This is a genomic window from Geitlerinema sp. CS-897, assembly GCF_028368005.1.
In the GTDB taxonomy this organism is placed as follows: domain Bacteria; phylum Cyanobacteriota; class Cyanobacteriia; order Cyanobacteriales; family Geitlerinemataceae; genus Baaleninema; species Baaleninema simplex.
The window spans coordinates 1-15267 of sequence record NZ_JAQNCQ010000056.1 but is presented as its reverse complement, the minus strand read 5'-3'; the positions used below and the strand labels follow the sequence as shown (position 1 = coordinate 15267).

The 15267-nt window shown below is 50.8% G+C and carries 12 protein-coding genes and 2 pseudogenes; 10 read left to right on the top strand and 4 right to left on the bottom strand.

Annotated elements, in window-relative coordinates:
* Together POG22_RS02990 and POG22_RS02985 are read right to left on the bottom strand one after the other, a co-directional pair.
* Positions 1–115 (bottom strand): zinc ribbon domain-containing protein (locus POG22_RS02990; protein WP_498903540.1); only part of this gene is annotated, 115 nt, incomplete at its 3' end.
* Between the two features lie 25 nt (positions 116–140).
* A pseudogene (locus POG22_RS02985) lies at positions 141–539 on the bottom strand (RNA-guided endonuclease InsQ/TnpB family protein); the annotation flags it as partial.
* A gap of 371 nt (positions 540–910) precedes the next feature.
* Between POG22_RS02985 and POG22_RS02980 the strand changes: the two are divergent.
* The 10 genes from POG22_RS02980 to POG22_RS02935 all read left to right on the top strand — a co-directional run bounded on the left by POG22_RS02980 (position 911) and on the right by POG22_RS02935 (position 12980).
* Positions 911–3544, top strand: coding sequence for an ATP-binding protein (locus POG22_RS02980; RefSeq protein ID WP_498903537.1), 2634 nt, complete (start codon positions 911–913; stop codon positions 3542–3544).
* 74 nt (positions 3545–3618) lie between these two features.
* Entirely contained in the window at positions 3619–4152 is a 534-nt protein-coding gene (gene fraC / locus POG22_RS02975; protein WP_063719286.1) for a filament integrity protein FraC, read from the top strand.
* 42 nt (positions 4153–4194) lie between these two features.
* Positions 4195–5178, top strand: coding sequence for a DUF5357 family protein (locus POG22_RS02970; protein WP_017658809.1), 984 nt, complete (start codon positions 4195–4197; stop codon positions 5176–5178).
* Positions 5178–6002: an ABC transporter permease gene (locus tag POG22_RS02965; RefSeq protein WP_063719285.1), complete on the top strand. Its 825-nt coding sequence runs from the start codon at positions 5178–5180 to the stop codon at positions 6000–6002. The genes POG22_RS02970 and POG22_RS02965 overlap by 1 nt, the downstream gene beginning before the upstream one ends.
* A 39-nt stretch (positions 6003–6041) precedes the next feature.
* Positions 6042–6767 carry a hypothetical protein gene (locus POG22_RS02960; RefSeq protein ID WP_150128811.1) on the top strand — a complete coding sequence of 242 codons (726 nt, stop codon included), beginning with the start codon at positions 6042–6044 and terminating at the stop codon, positions 6765–6767.
* Between the two features lie 25 nt (positions 6768–6792).
* Positions 6793–7338 (top strand): imm11 family protein, encoded by a 546-nt coding sequence (locus tag POG22_RS02955; RefSeq protein WP_498903535.1) that lies wholly within the window; start codon positions 6793–6795, stop codon positions 7336–7338.
* A 134-nt stretch (positions 7339–7472) separates the two neighbouring features.
* Positions 7473–8147, top strand: a complete 675-nt coding sequence (locus tag POG22_RS02950) for a zinc metallopeptidase (protein ID WP_063719284.1) — start codon at positions 7473–7475, stop codon at positions 8145–8147.
* A gap of 223 nt (positions 8148–8370) precedes the next feature.
* Complete coding sequence (locus POG22_RS02945; RefSeq protein WP_498903539.1) at positions 8371–10782, top strand: endonuclease MutS2; 2412 nt, start codon at positions 8371–8373, stop codon at positions 10780–10782.
* A gap of 764 nt (positions 10783–11546) precedes the next feature.
* Complete coding sequence (locus tag POG22_RS02940; protein ID WP_063718724.1) at positions 11547–12326, top strand: alpha/beta hydrolase; 780 nt, start codon at positions 11547–11549, stop codon at positions 12324–12326.
* An 18-nt stretch (positions 12327–12344) separates the two neighbouring features.
* Positions 12345–12980: an alpha/beta hydrolase gene (locus POG22_RS02935; RefSeq protein WP_082901815.1), complete on the top strand. Its 636-nt coding sequence runs from the start codon at positions 12345–12347 to the stop codon at positions 12978–12980.
* A 159-nt stretch (positions 12981–13139) separates the two neighbouring features.
* On the opposite strand, the gene POG22_RS02930 is transcribed toward POG22_RS02935, so the two are convergent.
* Together POG22_RS02930 and POG22_RS02925 are read right to left on the bottom strand one after the other, a co-directional pair.
* Positions 13140–14486, bottom strand: a complete 1347-nt coding sequence (locus POG22_RS02930; RefSeq protein ID WP_498903534.1) for a DUF4335 domain-containing protein — start codon at positions 14484–14486, stop codon at positions 13140–13142.
* Between the two features lie 189 nt (positions 14487–14675).
* Positions 14676–15218, bottom strand: a pseudogene (locus POG22_RS02925) (DUF3038 domain-containing protein); the annotation flags it as partial.
* Between the last annotated feature and the right edge of the window lie 49 nt (positions 15219–15267).

The window sequence follows — 15267 nt, the reverse complement described above, 5'->3', positions numbered from 1 at the left end:
GTGGCATAGACGCACCGCAATGCGGGCATTCATGCCAGCGGTCAGACAACTCCTTGGGAACTCGGTTCAGGCAAATTGCACAATGCTGGGATGTACCAGCAGGGTTAACCTTCACGACTTGCTTATTAGCTTTCGCGGCTTCGCTGATAAGCAAAGGTGCGATAGCGGTTCTTCCCCTTAAATCTAGGCTTACCGCTACGTTTGCCGTTCTTGTCGCCTTTGATGAACCGAGCCAATGCGAGGTCTACCTGCTTCACCATTTCCTGCAAGACATCAACATGAATATCGGCGTACCATTCTCGCTCCTGCTTAAGTGAGACCAGGGAGCGTTTTTGCCCATAGTATTCGGGCTGTTCTCTGGGTTCAGCGATACTGCACACCAAAGGACAAGCATTAACAGGACACCGATTCATCTCCCACCAGTCAAAGCGATCTGCCAGCAGGTAGTTGTACTGACAGCGCAACATATCGAGCCACTTATCCATGCGGCATCGTTGCTCGTAGGTCGGCAATAACTTGTACTGGTAGGCTAGTTTCATGCCATGATTGTAGCAGATATAAATACGATCGCTACCCATGAAACAAATAAGCCTTAGAATCTCGGATGTTGAAAAGGAACATTTAGACAGATATTGTGAACTCACGGAACGCAATCAAACCGACGTTTTGCGGCAATACATTAGAAGTCTGGGCGTCTCTGGGGCATTGAACCCCATCGACGCCCCCGCTATTCCTCCCGGCACTGACCCTTCGGGTACAGTGCGGGGCTCCTAGCGGTTAAGCTGAAAACGCAAATCCGCGTTCTTTAAATCTCGAGATACAAGCGAGCAACAGTTATCCGGCTTCGGGATCGCTGAGGTTGAAAAGTGAATACAAATTGAGAAATTCCTAACTTCCTCTAACGTTTATCGTGCAACACCACAAAACAGACCGAATTGGGCAATTTATCAAACAACAGCGGTTCCGTTGGCGATCGACCGTCGCTCGAGTGTTAAAACAAAGCCCTTGGACGACGATCGATCGTCGCGATCGCTATCTCCCTGTTCGTCTGAGCGCGATCGTCGGTTTGGGTTGTTCGGCGATCGCCGCTGTGTTGGTGTCAGCCTCAGAACGAGGACGAACGGCGTACAACTTCGACAAACAGGTCGAGGCGTTAGCTTTGGCTCTCCAACAAGAGATCGATCGCTACATCGAAGTTCCCGAAACTCTCGGAACGTTCTACGAAGCCGCCGATCGCGTCACTGCTGAAAACTTTTCCTTGATTTCAACCTCGTTTTTACAGCGATATCCCGCCATCGAGAGCGTGGCTTGGATCGATCGCGTAGAAAAAACAGAAAGAGATCTATACGAACGCGCGATCGCGGAACCGAGAATTTTAGCCGAACCCAACCGCGATCGCGCCCTCGACTTTCCCGAGAAACCGTTTCCCTTTTCCATTTGGGAACTCGACGATCGCGGACGTGCCGTTCCGTCTCCCCCTCGTTCGGAATACTTTCCGATCTCGCATATCGAACCCTCAGCTCAATATAGCTCTCAACTCGGATACGACGGACTGTCGAACCGTTCTTTCGAGATTTCCCCCCACCTACGGAACGCGGCGGTAGCGATCGCGTTCGAGACGGACGACGAAGACCAGTTTCGGGTGGTACGCGGCGTGTATCGTTCCGAACCGACGGGGTTCGGGTTAGTCTCGATCGCCTATTCCCGCGATCGCCTAGTTCGAGAAGCGATTCGAGAGGTCAATCTCAACCATCTGAATTTCGAGATTTTCGATCTGACGGCGATCGCCGAGCGTCAACTGCTCGTCACTTACGACGCAGAACGGCGAACCCTGACCCCGCCGTCGGAGAACGTGCGAATTGCAGATGCGACTTGTGCGGTGTATCCCAACTGTACTCGTTCCTTACAGGTCGTCCCGCAAGCTTTCGACGGCGGACACAACCGAGAATGGCTGTTAGTCGTGCGTCCGCAACCCGAATATCGATCGCAGAGTCGGAAAGTCGAAGCGACTTTTGCAGTAGGACTTGCGTTAACGACGCTCGTGACGGCGTATTTGTGGATGTCGATCCGGCGAACGGTGCAATTGGAAGATGCAAAACAGGCGTTAGAGCGATCGCGAGGGGAGATTTACGAACGAGCCCAGTGGGAACGGTCGATCGGTCGCGTGGCGTCGCAGATTCGTAATTTTCTAGATATCGACACGATTCTCGACACGGTGGTTCGAGAACTGCGAACGTTATTGAACGTCGAGCGGTGTAGCTTTTGTTGGTATCGCGGCGGCGAGACGCCTCATTGGGAAGTCGTAGCGGAATCTCACCACGTTCTCGCAGCCAGCGATTTGGGACAGTCTTATTCGGTCGGCGAGATGGGGTTGACGCCGGAGACGGTTCGTCAGTTGAAACGCTGTCGTCCCAGCCATCTTCGGACGATGTCGGAAGAGGTTTATCGGTCGTTAGTGCGATGCGATCTGGCTTCGGAGTCCGAGACCGATCGCGCAGAACCTTCGGAAAACGCCGTTTCCTGTTTGACGCTTCCGATTCAAACTCAGCAGGGAGAATTGGGGGTGTTGGTGTTGGTCGATCGCCAGACGCGCGATTGGTTGGACGTGGAAATCGAGTCGATCGAAACGGTGGGAACTCAGTTAGCGATCGCGTTGAACCAAGGGGAACTGTACCAACAAACCCGTACCAAAGCCATGGAACTGGCGCGAATGTTGGAGAAACTGCAAAGTACGCAATCTCAATTGGTGCAAACCGAGAAAATGTCGAGTTTGGGACAACTGGTCGCCGGTATCGCCCATGAAATTAACAATCCAGTCAATTTTATTTCAGGAAATCTTTCCCACGTGGAGGGGTATGCTGAGAGTTTGTCCGAGTTGTTGCAGCGTTATCGAGATCTCTATCCCGATCCGCCGCGATCGCTACAGGAGTACGCCGACGAAATCGATTTAGCCTTTTTGATGGAGGATTTCCCGAAAATTCTAACGTCGATGCGGGTGGGAACCACTCGGATTCAGGAAATCGTGCGATCGATGCGGACGTTTTCTCGAGCTGACGAGGCGGATATGAAGGCGGTCGATCTCCACGCTGGAATTGAGAGTACGTTAACGATCCTTCAGAGTCGTTTGAAAGCGACCGCAGATCGACCCGCGATCGCGATCGTGAAAAACTACGGTCGTTTACCCGATCGCATCACCTGCTACGCTGGATTGCTCGATCAGGTGTTTATGAACGTTCTTAGCAACGGGATCGACGCCCTCGAAACTGAGTACAATGGCGAACGACCGACGATTTGGATTTCGACAGAGATAGAGGACGAGGCGCGAGTCATCGTTCGCATTCGCGATAACGGGCCGGGAATTCCTCCCCAAACGCGCGATCGGCTGTTCGATCCGTTTTTTACGACGAAACCTGTCGGACGAGGAACGGGTTTGGGACTGTCGATTAGCTATCAGATTGTTGTAGACAAGCACGGCGGCGAGCTTCTCTGCAATTCTCAGCTCGGAGAAGGTACGGAGTTCGTCATCGCAATTCCTTTGCGGTAGTTTTTGAGTTTAACTCTTGTTTTTATAAAACTGAGAAGCAAAGTGATTTGAGTCGTTGAAGGAGGTGAAACTTTATGATTTTGCCATTGCGAGCGATGGCGTGTCAAACGTTGTTTCTCTTTATCGCGATCGCCATTGAATCGACTATCATTCACCAACAACTTCAAATCACAAAACGAACGAGTACGTATTATGCCGTGTCGATGAATTTGCTTTGTGTGGCGATCGGTTGGACGATCTTTTTTTATGTTTTCCAAAATTTAGATGCCGATCTACCGTTAAAAGCACAAACTGTTTCTTTTATTTTTACCGGGCGCTTGATTCCAGATTTCGGACGCGATCGAGTCGAACCGATTTTAGTCTTGAGTCTCGTCGTTGTATTTTTTGTCAGTTTGTTTGTAAAATGTCAGGGATTGTATACGTTGCAGCGATTTAAAATCTTACCCGTCGAAAACTTGAGTTTGTACGAGGAAGCAGAGCAATCTCGCTCGGAGCGCTTGATTCGTTACCGAGTTAAAGCCGACCAAAACCGTGCTATTTCGATCGGTCACGCCATGAGTCACGCGAGTATTTTACTGTTGCTCGTTTTAATGGTACTTGTTTTTTGACCTCTTTTATGCTTATTTTTAATGCTTTAAAACTTTACGCATATGGACAACTGGAAATGGGTGCGATCGCAATTCCAACCGCCCAAGTTTGCCTCTTGGCAAACGCTCATGTTAACCAGTTGGGGAATTTGGTTAATTTCCTTGGCGCTCGTTCTAGCCGAACCGAGTTTTCAGCTTGCAGACTCTCCCATTACGCGATTGGGGTGGGTGGTTTTTCTCTTCGCGTTGGCGTGGTGGCAAAGTAGCAATCCTTGGAAAATTCTAGGCATTTCTTTAGGACCGGGAATCGTCGCTGCCGTTCTCTGTACGATGTTTTTTCGTGACGAATCGGGACGGGTTCCTCGCTGGGCGTTCGTCGCGTTTCCCCTCGTAACCAGTACGATCGCCGTTCTACCGTCCTTCGTCGGAAAACAACGCAATTTTAAAATTCCTTCAGTCGAAAAACGTCCGGCGTTGTTACTGCGAGGATTAATTGCCACGGTTTTCAGTTGTTGGATTTACTTCACGTTTCTTCTCCAAGATTGGGTCGCCGACTACCCTGGCGTGCGGTTGGCAGATTTAACGGAAAGTAATTTTATCGTCCGCGTTGCCAGTCCCTCACAATTGAGAGGTTACGCGATCGCGCGTACAGTCGAAGTTTTTCTCGAGAAGCATTTTAAAGATCGATCGTGGTCGGAAATTGAAAAAATTCTGCTGAACGTCCGTGCAGATCCTAATTTAGTCCGACGCAACCTCGAACCCGAAATTCAGCAAATTCAAGGCGATCGCCCTTGGGATATTTCCTTGAGAGTCGGCGGTAACGGTCGGGACGAGTATCGTTTGTTCGTACAATTGTACTGGGAGCGCTACTGGTTAGACGAGAACGGACAGACGATAACCTTAATGTGTCGGGTTAAGCGTCAGGAGGTTCCCCCAGCGATCGAAGCCCAGCAGCGGGATACGACGGGGTCGCTTCAATGTAATACTGATACGCAAGCGATCTTCACACCCTATACCGTTTTTGAGGAAAGCCAACCGGAATCATGATGTCAGAGACTCCAGAAACTCGAACTTCTCGCACGTCCTCCGTCGTCAATTTCAGTCGTTTTGCGGCGATCGCTACGAACGTTTTTCGGGAAGTCGTGCGCGATCGCATTCTTTACGTAATTGGATTTTACGTATTGGTTCTCGTTCTTGCGGTGCGTTTGCTTCCCGATTTATCGGCGGGGGCATATCCCAAAATCGTTCTCGATCTGGGATTGGGAACGATCGAACTGTTGGGGGTGTTTATTACGGCGTTTGTGGGAACGGCATTAATTAATAAAGAAATCGACAAACGAACGATGTTGGTGTTGGTTTCTAAACCGATTTCTCGCGGAGAGTTGATTATCGCGAAGTTTTTCGGACTCTGGGCTGTGTTGTTAGTTGCGATCGTATCGATGGCGATCGTGACGCTACCGATCGCAGCACTAAGCAGCATCGAGATTCCGTTGGGTAGTTTTGCGATCGCCGTGGCGTTTCTGGGTTTAAAACTGGCGGTTTTAATTGCGGTAGCAATTTTGTTTGGCGTGTTTACGAGTTCGTTACTCGCATCGTTTTTAACGCTTGCGACGTATTTGGCAGGAAGTTTCAGTCGAGATTTATTACAGTTAGCGGAAACAACGAATAACGAATCGTTCAAACCCATTTCAACGGTGTTATATATCGTTCTGCCCGATTTGTTACGATTGGATGTTAAAAACGAAGCAATTTATGGCATGGCAGCGATGCCCGATGCGGGAACGTTGTGGTTGAACGTTCTCTACGGCGTGACTTATATTGTGGTCTTACTGGCACTGGCGATCGCCATTTTCCGACAGCGGCAGTTTTAAACCTGGAGAATTTTAAAATCAATTCACCGATTTAAAAAAATGGAACGGATATCCCAAGATGAATTTTCTGTGAAAATCAAACCAATTAAGCGAAAGGTATTTGTTAACAGCGATCCGTTTGGTGCTCCATTTTCTGAAAATATTAAATCGCGGTTGCTCGTCTTTGGTTACTCTTATCAAATCGATCCGCCACTTCTAGATGCGATCGTTGAAACTGCCTTAATAATTGGTGATGAGGGTTTTTATATCTCATCTTTGTGGACATATGAAGAAAATGATGTTAAAAAAGAAGATGTTTCGCCTTATTCAGAAAACATAAAAAATCAGATATCAAAACTGTCTAAAAAAGAGCGATCGCTACTTTATTCTTTACCAGCACAATACTGCAAAAAATCAGCCAAAAAAGATAAAACAAATCATTTTTACATACCATTCTCAGAAATCGATGTTTATTCTTCTTTTGAGAAATCTCCGAAAGATTTGCGTGATATAACATTTTCCGAAAATATTTTACTGTCTCCTACAGGAAAATGGGGTATAATACTGTCTCACGAACATCACGCACTCATTGGTGGTAGTGAAGAATTTATAGATCGTATTGTTACATTAGTTCCTACTGTTAAAGACCAAGTGTATGAATTTTTTAAACATTGGAAGTATTATGGAAATATGGGAACTGATATAAGCTGGATACCTTTACTAATAGAACATATTTACGGAAAAAATAAGTCAAAATGTATTTTGAAAAAATCAAATTTGTTTTGAAAATCTTGAATGTAAGTTGCATAAAATGCAAAATATTTATAGACCCATACCTGATGTAAATATATACGATCGTATCGATTTAGTAGAAGATCTTTGTGACGAAGATCTTCTAGGAATTTTACACTTGTTAGGATATCCTGCCTCTTCAAAGAACCCACAGCAGGAATGGAATCCCGTTCGGGTTAAAATCAAACCAGGTCAAAAATCAGGACATTTTCCTGGGTTCATTGGATTTCATTTAATCTTTAATGAAAAATCTGTGAAGATTTTATATCCTTTAATAGAAGGGTATGTCAAATTATTTCCACTTGTATATGATTCAGGCGATAGGTATTTTGCGATTGGAGTTCTTGAAGTAGTAGACTGTCTGAACTACTCTCTCGCACAAATTCAAAGATCTAGTGCTGGGAGAGTTATTAGAGTAAAGAAATATGCCTTTTATGAAGAACGTATTGGCGATCGCCCTATTTTTCGATTACCTGAAGAGAATGTCGCTTTAGTTTCAGATCGATTTAAAGAGTGTGTCGAACAGCACCAATTAGAAGGACTTATTTTTCAAAAAGTGACCTAACGATCGCCCGACTCGCAAACACTTCAAACCGCGAGTACGGATATTTCGACTACAACGTTCGGGATAAGACGCGATCGCCTCATTTATACTAAAATTAAAAACTATCCCTTCCCGATCGAGAGAGCGAAAAACCGATGCCGTATTTCCATTGGTCGTATCTCGTTTTGATTCCCGGTATTCTGTTAATGGTTTGGGCGCAAGCCCAAATCCACAATACCTATCGACGCTACGCTGAAATTCCCTCGACTTTGGGAATGACCGGAGAAGAAGTCGCCCGTGCAATTCTCGCCAAAAAAGGAATTTACGACGTGCGCGTCGAACCCGTCAGCGGCGAACTCACCGACCACTACGACCCCAGTGCGAAAGCAGTACGCCTGTCTTCGGGGATTTTCAGGTCGTCGTCCCTGGCGGCGGCGGCGGTAGCAGCCCACGAATGCGGCCACGTCATGCAGGACAAACAGGGATATCAGTTCATGAATTTTCGGGCGGCTTTGGTTCCCGTGGCGAACATCGGGGCAAATTTCGGCCCGTTACTGGTCATTGCGGGAATTTTGCTCAACTTCGCAGGCTTGATTAACGTGGGAATTGCCCTGTTCGTGGCAGTAATTGCATTCCACGTCGTTACGCTTCCCGTGGAATTCGACGCCTCGAGTCGTGCGTTGAAAATTGTAGACGAACTGGGTATCCTGCAAGGAGACGAAAACCGAGGCGCTCGGGCGGTCTTGCAAGCCGCAGCCTGGACTTATGTGGCAACGGCTCTCTACGCCGTGCTGCAATTGGTGCAATTGTTGCTGATGCGTCGAGATTGAGTCGAACCCGATCGCGAGCGAGGGGTAAGTTGTTTGGACTTACCCCGATCTTTGTTTTAAACCCTTTTTTCTGGGATATTCTTTATCTTTCGGTGGGTTTTCACCGCACGAGCAATTTCGCGAATGTCAAAACGCGATACAGAAAAACTTCCCATTGCTTCTCTTTTAAGATTACTCTAAAATTACAACTAGATTACAACAGAACTCTTTGCCCTCAAACGCTTTGATTCGAGAAGAAACCCTAAACCTCCTAGAATGGCCTCGATTGTGCCAGCATCTCTCCACTTTTGCGGCGACGAAGTTGGGGTCGATCGCGGCGCGTTCTCTGCCGATTCCCGACGAGCGATCGGAGAGTTTGCACCTGTTAGCACAAACCCAGGAAGCCTATACGTTGGAAACAACGGTCGAGGGGGGACTGTCGTTCGGTGGAATTCGCGATATTGGAAGTTCGCTCGATCGCGCGGAAATTGGCGGAATTCTCGACGGAAACGCCCTGCTAGACATCGCCACAACCTTATATGGGGCGCGACAGCTTCGACGGGCGATCGAAAAAGCCGGACAAAACACCGTTGACAACGTGGATTTAGAGTTTCCCGTTTTAGAGAGGTTGGTGTCCGAGTTGCGGACGTATCCAGAACTCGAACAGGAAATCCATCGCTGTATCGACGATCGCGCAAATGTGGCCGATCGCGCTAGTACAGAGTTAGAGTCGATTCGCCGCCAACTCAAACAAACCCGCGATCGCATCCATCAAACCCTCAACCGCATGATGCAGCGTCAGGGGGGCGCGTTGCAGGAACAGTTAATCACCACGAGAAGCGATCGCTTCGTGCTTCCAGTCAAAGCCCCGCAAAAAGACAAGATCCCTGGAATCGTTCACGATGCGTCTGCGACGGGGGCGACGTTGTATATCGAACCGAAGGCGATCGTCAACGACAACAACCAACTACGCACCCTAGAACGGCGAGAAAAAGTCGCAGAAGAGGCGGTGTTGCGGGCGCTAACCGAACGAGTCGCTGAGGTAAAACCCGACTTAGAACGGTTGCTAGCGATCGTCACGACGTTGGATTTAGCCGCTGCGCGGGCGCGATATGGCTTGTGGTTGGAAGCCAACCCGCCGCGATTCGTAGACACCGAGGAAAATACGACGCTGCGACAGTTACGCCATCCGTTATTAGTGTGGCAGCAGAAACACGAAGCCGGGCGCGACGTGGTTCCGATCGACGTTACGATGTCGCCTCAGATTCGTGTGGTGACGATTACCGGACCGAATACGGGGGGGAAAACGGTGACGTTGAAAACCCTGGGTTTGACCATGTTGATGGCGAAGGTGGGGATGTTCGTTCCGGCGCGAGAACCGGTCGAGTTACCTTGGTTTTCGCAGGTGTTGGCGGATATCGGCGACGAACAGTCGATCGAACAGAATTTATCGACTTTTTCCGGTCACGTGCGCCGCATCAGTCGTATTTTAGAGGCGGTGACGGAGGACGATAACGCGTTGGTGTTATTGGACGAAGTGGGGGCGGGAACCGATCCCAGTGAAGGAAGTGCGCTGGCAATGTCGCTGTTACAGTATTTGTGCGATCGCGCTGGGTTGACGGTAGCGACGACGCACTTCGGCGAGTTGAAGGCGTTGAAGTACCAAGACGATCGCTTTGAGAACGCGTCGGTGGAGTTCGACGACGCGAGTTTGTCGCCTACGTATCGGTTGTTGTGGGGAATTCCGGGGCGATCGAACGCCCTTTCGATCGCGAGACGGTTGGGGTTAACCTCGGTGGTGGTGGACTCGGCGCAAGAGTACGTCACCTCGGGAATCAGCGTCGATGTCAACGAAACCATCGCCCAGTTAGAAGCACAGCGGCGGCGTCAGGAGACGAAAGCCGACGAAGCCAGTCAAATCGTGGCGCAAGCGGAACGGTTGAATCAGGAGATTGCGGAAAAAGCCGAACAGTTGCGCCAGCGAGAAGAACGGCTGAAACTGGAACAGGAACGGGCGATTCGGGAAGCGATCGAGGCGGCGAAGGAAGAAATCGCCAAGGTGATTCGGCGGTTACAGCAGGGAACCCCCACGGCGCAAGACGCGCAGAAGGCGACAGCGGCGATCGACACCATTGCGGAACGGGATTTACCCTCTCGTCGAGAACCGCCGAAACCGAAACCGGGATTTCGTCCGAAGGAGGGCGATCGCGTCCGTATTCCCCGCTTGGGACAAACAGCGGAAGTTCTCAGCGAAGCAGACAAAGATGGGGAACTGGTGGTGCGGTTTGGTTTGATGAAGATGACGGTTCCCTTAGCGGATGTGGAGTCGCTGTCTGGGGAGAAACCGGATTTACCGCAACCGAAAGCGAAACCCGCGCCGACGGTGACGATGAAAACTGCGCCTGTGGTGAGAACCTCTAAGAATACGTTGGATTTGCGAGGAAATCGCATTCACGAAGCGGAACATACGTTAGAAAATGCGATCGCTGAAGCGGTTCCCGTGGGCGGTGCGTTGTGGATTATTCACGGAAAGGGAACGGGAAAATTGCGCGAGGGGGTGCATGAGTTTTTGAAGCGATCGAGTCATATTGACCGGTTTGAGTTAGCGCAGCAGAAGGATGGCGGTGCGGGGGTGACGGTGGCGTATTTGAAGTGAGGAGTTTGAAATATGCAAGCTCGCGATCGTCGGCAAAGTTTAGTCAATTTAACAGAAGCCTACGAGGGAAAAACCGAACTTTTTTTAAGAATTCAGGTATTGAGGCGCTCCCAGTTTTGCAATTGAAACCCCATCCATTCTCACATTGATGCAGGGAGATATCGAAGGACGTTCGGCAAGGCGCAAAAGGGAAATTCTAAAAAATTGAGATGTTTTATCCTATCAAACTTATGTTTTTACAAAACTGAGATGTACCCTTTTGCGTTTTATTTCCATCTCCGAGTTTTTGTGTTGCCGATCTTAGAATTGTTGACTCAAACAGCTTCGATCTCCTTATCCCGATCGATCCAACATTAAAAACACGACCGAGCCGCGTTTTTTCTGTATTGCCGAACACGATATTTCAAATAATTTAAAATTAAAATTCTAAAAAAATAATAAATTTTTTACAAGAAATTTAAATCGAAATTTCATAAAAGTTTAAACATTAACGTTATATCGCAGTCCAAAATGAGTCGTCAAAAATTAAAACACCCAAAAAAATCTGATTCCCCGTTCCCCGTTCCTCGTTCCCCGTTCCCTTTTTGTCTCAATTTTGTTACACAACTGATTTAGGGTTGCTATATTACTTAAACTCTCGCGAAAAAAATCTCACAAACCTTACACTTGACTAAAGTTCGTTGACTTTTCCCGAACCCGGCTATAGACTCAAACCGAATACAGATCCCTAAAACTCCAGAATATATCCAGAATACGATAAAGCCATGCCTTTCATCCAGAAATCTCGGAAGATTCTGAACGCTGCGGCTCAGATGCTCGGTCGCACTCTCGCGGTAGGAGCAGGTGCGAGCTTGCTGGCGTTTACCGCCCCTGCCGAGGCCCTCGAAACCATTATCATTCGGTACAACCAAGACGAAGTTACCGTCACCCTAGACGATATTCTCGACTTTGCTGCCACCGGAGACCTTCCAGAACTCGAACAACTCCTCATCGATCAGGAGGACATTCTGCAAGAGGCTGCCGAAGACATTCTCAACGTCCTTCAAGATGCTCTAACCGAAGAAGTTCGCCTCAGTGCCAGACTACGCGGCGACATCGAAAGTTTTCTCAACAGTACCACTGGGGAATTCTTGCTCACCCAGCTCGAGCAAGTCATCACCCGTGCTGACAACACCAGCGATCTCGAATCGATTCGCGCGGCGTTGGTAGACGTATACGAAGAGCAAGACTACGTGTCGGTTCTCACTCTCATTCAGGCATACCCGGAAGATATCGTCAAAATCAATGCCAGCGGCTTAGAAGGCGTGGTGCGCGATGTCGATTCCTTCATCACTGAAATCGAACCCGCCCTGCAAGCGATTAAAGACGTACTGCAAGACATCATCTGCGATTGTCCGCCTCGGGACGAAAGCAACTTACCCACCGACGAACTCCGGGCTGAATGTCGTCCGACGTCCGACTCTCTCGTCGAAGCTGACATCGAAACCGATGCCAATACCTTATCGGCAGCGAAAGCTGTAAAGCCGAGTAAAGCTGCCCAGTAACGCGTTTGGAGAACATCTATGCCTGATTCGATATTCCGTCCGCCGTCTTGGTTGCGATCGCCTGTGACGAAATTGCTCTCGGTCGGGTCGGCGTTAGTCCTCGGTGTTGCAGGGGTAACAGCCGACGCTGCGGCCGCTGACCGACTGGTTTTCACCTACGGGGCTGCCAACCGCGACATCGATATTGCCGATTTAGAAGCCTTAGCTGAAACCGGAGAAATCCCTCGCGGTGCCTCGACGTTGCGGTTTATTGCGAACACCGCCAACCTGAGTGCTGAAGATATGCAGATCGCTCTGACGCAAGAACTCAGTGTCAGCCTGCGCTTCATCGACGACGTGACGTATTCTCTGCCGGGGGAATACGTTTTGTTCCAAATGGGGCAAGTCTTCCACAACCGAGGTCGCGTGGCGGAAATTCAATCGCTGCGTGCAGCCTTTATCAACTCCGTCAGCAGTGACGGTCGCATTACCTTACTGGAATTTTTGCAAAACTATCCCAACCGCGACCTCTATATTGACGGAGCGCGACTCCTCGATGATGCTCAAGACGTCATCGCGTTCGTGCGAGATGTCGGCGATCGCCTCGAAGTTCCTCTCGCTGTCGCCAAAGAGGTTCTCGAAGGCGTCGTGTGCGAGTGCGAAGTAGAGGAATAGGTTGTGAAATGAGGGGATGATGAGACGAGGAGGTGATGAGACTTCGTCAGTGAAGAGGGAAGAGTAAAGAGTGGTGGCAGTTAAAAAGTTCTTCCTTTTCTCCCCCTCTCCTCTTCTCCCCTTCTCCCCCTCTCCTCTTCTCCTCCTCTCCTCCTCGCCCTACTGAACGAAGGTTTGAACCTGACCGTCGTGACCGAGAACCAGCCGTAACCGAACGCCCGAACTCGCAGGCGACACGAACGCTTCGCCGAGGTCGGGCAAATTTGCATTCTCGACAAACTGCGTCGCGGTCTTGCCAAGGGGAGTGACCGCATCGAGACGACCCTCGGAATCGATCGCCAGGGTATATTCCAAAGTCTGAGTCAATCCCTCGGGGGGTTCCCAGCGGTCTTGAAAATAGCGTCGGACTTCTGCCACCTGCGGGACGACATCGAACGCCGTCCCTAAATCTCTAGACGCCGATCGCGTTGGCGTCGTCGGTGAGGGATCGAAACTCGAGTCGGGTTGCGAAACGTCCTCGAAGCGAACTTGTGGAATCGTCGGTGCCACTGGCGAAACTGTCGGTTCTGTGGTGGGTGTCACCGCCATTGAGGGCGCGTTTGAGGGGGAAGAGGTCGCGCGATTTGCCCCAGGCGAGGCGGTCGTATTACCCGAAGACTCCGAGGTGGCGACGGGCGTGGCTGGGGTGGGAATTTCGATGGGAGTCGGCGCGATCGCCGTCGGAGGTGGCACGGTGGGACGGCTCAAGGGAGGCGGTGTGGCTAGGTTTTTTGGAGCTGGGGGTAACGTGCGCTCGGGTGACGCTAACGTGGTGTCGGTCGAGGTAGAGTCTAAAGCAGGCTGAGAAGTTGCCGTCGGTTCGGGCGATCGCGCGACGTCGAGTCGTCCGAGCGCGGTGGTCAGTCCCAAGGTGGCGATCGCTCCGGCTGCCACACTGACCCACACGGGCAGGCGATCGTGCGTTCCGTCTCGTTCGGGAAGTTGCCCTAAATCCGCTGCGTACTCTTCCAAGGCCGCCGCCAAATCGAATAGTTGCAGAGTTCCCAAGCGAATCGCCGTTCCGGTCTCTTCGGTCGCCAGCGACCCCAAAACCAACTCGTGAGAGACGAAGCCCTTCGGTTGCAGGTATATCGAATCGGAGGTGTAAGGTAACGGCGCGATACGTGCAGCCGTCACCGGCCAGCGATCGCCGCGCGATCGCCGATGTCCAGAGGCGACCGTCACCGGTTGCGGGGGTTGCGCCAACAGATGCCCCACGTAAGTCGTCACAGCATCACAGAGGCGATCGAGTTGGTCCTTATCCCCCCGTAGAGTTTTCTGCTGCTCGTCGGGAAGCCGAGGATCGTCGAAGGACAGCGCGAACCGTACTCGCGACAGCACGGGAGTTTGCGAGCGAAACCAAGACGCCCCACACTTAGCCGTGACCGATAGCGAACAGGTGGGGGGCGTGTACTGACGGCGGATCGAGCCGCGCAACATAGTAGCGATGGCGTCAGACGACAGCATAGACGAACGGCAACCTCATGTTTACGGCAAGTCCAACTCAGACGGACGCTGCGATCGCGGCAAGTTTCGAGATGGTGGTTTTCCGCGCTTGTCGCGCGATCGAGGCGTGTCGCTCCCTCGATCGCAGAAGGCGTCCCTCGGGCGTGGAAACGTCGCTTCGGCGTTCTGGGGAAGCATCTGTGCGACCTCGCGATCGAACAGAGCCAACCACAAGCGACGCGCTCCTTCGGGCCCGCTGTAAAACAACAAGTCTACCAGGAGCTTCAGCGCTAATTGTTCGAGGACTTGGGGCGACACGCGATCGCCGTCGATCATGCGCTCTTGATAGGCGTCCGTGAAGCGATCGAGATAGTCTCCCAACAAACCCGCCTCGTGGGGCGGGCGATCGATGGCATCGTACTGTTCCAGCAGCGCCATAGCTCGCCGAATCAGTTCGTGATGTTCCCGAGCTAAAGCGCATACGACTAACACGAGCGATCGCGCCTCTTCCACGTCCAGCTTTTTACGTCCCCCCTGACCGTTTCTCAGGGGACTCGACTGTCGCAGTCGCCACAGCGTGACGCGATCGCCGATCGTCTCCGCTTGTCCCAGCTTCGCCGCCACGCGCAACACGGCGTCCGACCCGATACCGGCCAGCGCCTCCAACGCCAGCAGCGTCAGGTCGAGCTTGGCTCTTATATTCTCCAACTGAGCGAGATCGATCGTTTGCACGACAAGCACATCTTCACGCATGGGACATCACACACACACATTTTGGAGGGGGAGCCGGGGAGAGGGGGAG

What these genes read in the sequence shown, in the direction of transcription:
- fraC (WP_063719286.1), top strand. Translation starts at nt 3,619, where the DNA reads ATGATTTTGCCATTGCGAGCGATGGCGTGTCAAACGTTGTTTCTCTTT.
- POG22_RS02960 (WP_150128811.1), top strand. Translation starts at nt 6,042, where the DNA reads ATGGAACGGATATCCCAAGATGAATTTTCTGTGAAAATCAAACCAATT.
- POG22_RS02965 (WP_063719285.1), top strand. Translation starts at nt 5,178, where the DNA reads ATGTCAGAGACTCCAGAAACTCGAACTTCTCGCACGTCCTCCGTCGTC.
- POG22_RS02955 (WP_498903535.1), top strand. Translation starts at nt 6,793, where the DNA reads ATGCAAAATATTTATAGACCCATACCTGATGTAAATATATACGATCGT.
- POG22_RS02930 (WP_498903534.1), bottom strand. Translation starts at nt 14,486, where the DNA reads ATGCTGTCGTCTGACGCCATCGCTACTATGTTGCGCGGCTCGATCCGC.
- POG22_RS02950 (WP_063719284.1), top strand. Translation starts at nt 7,473, where the DNA reads ATGCCGTATTTCCATTGGTCGTATCTCGTTTTGATTCCCGGTATTCTG.
- POG22_RS02935 (WP_082901815.1), top strand. Translation starts at nt 12,345, where the DNA reads ATGCCTGATTCGATATTCCGTCCGCCGTCTTGGTTGCGATCGCCTGTG.
- POG22_RS02970 (WP_017658809.1), top strand. Translation starts at nt 4,195, where the DNA reads ATGGACAACTGGAAATGGGTGCGATCGCAATTCCAACCGCCCAAGTTT.
- POG22_RS02940 (WP_063718724.1), top strand. Translation starts at nt 11,547, where the DNA reads ATGCCTTTCATCCAGAAATCTCGGAAGATTCTGAACGCTGCGGCTCAG.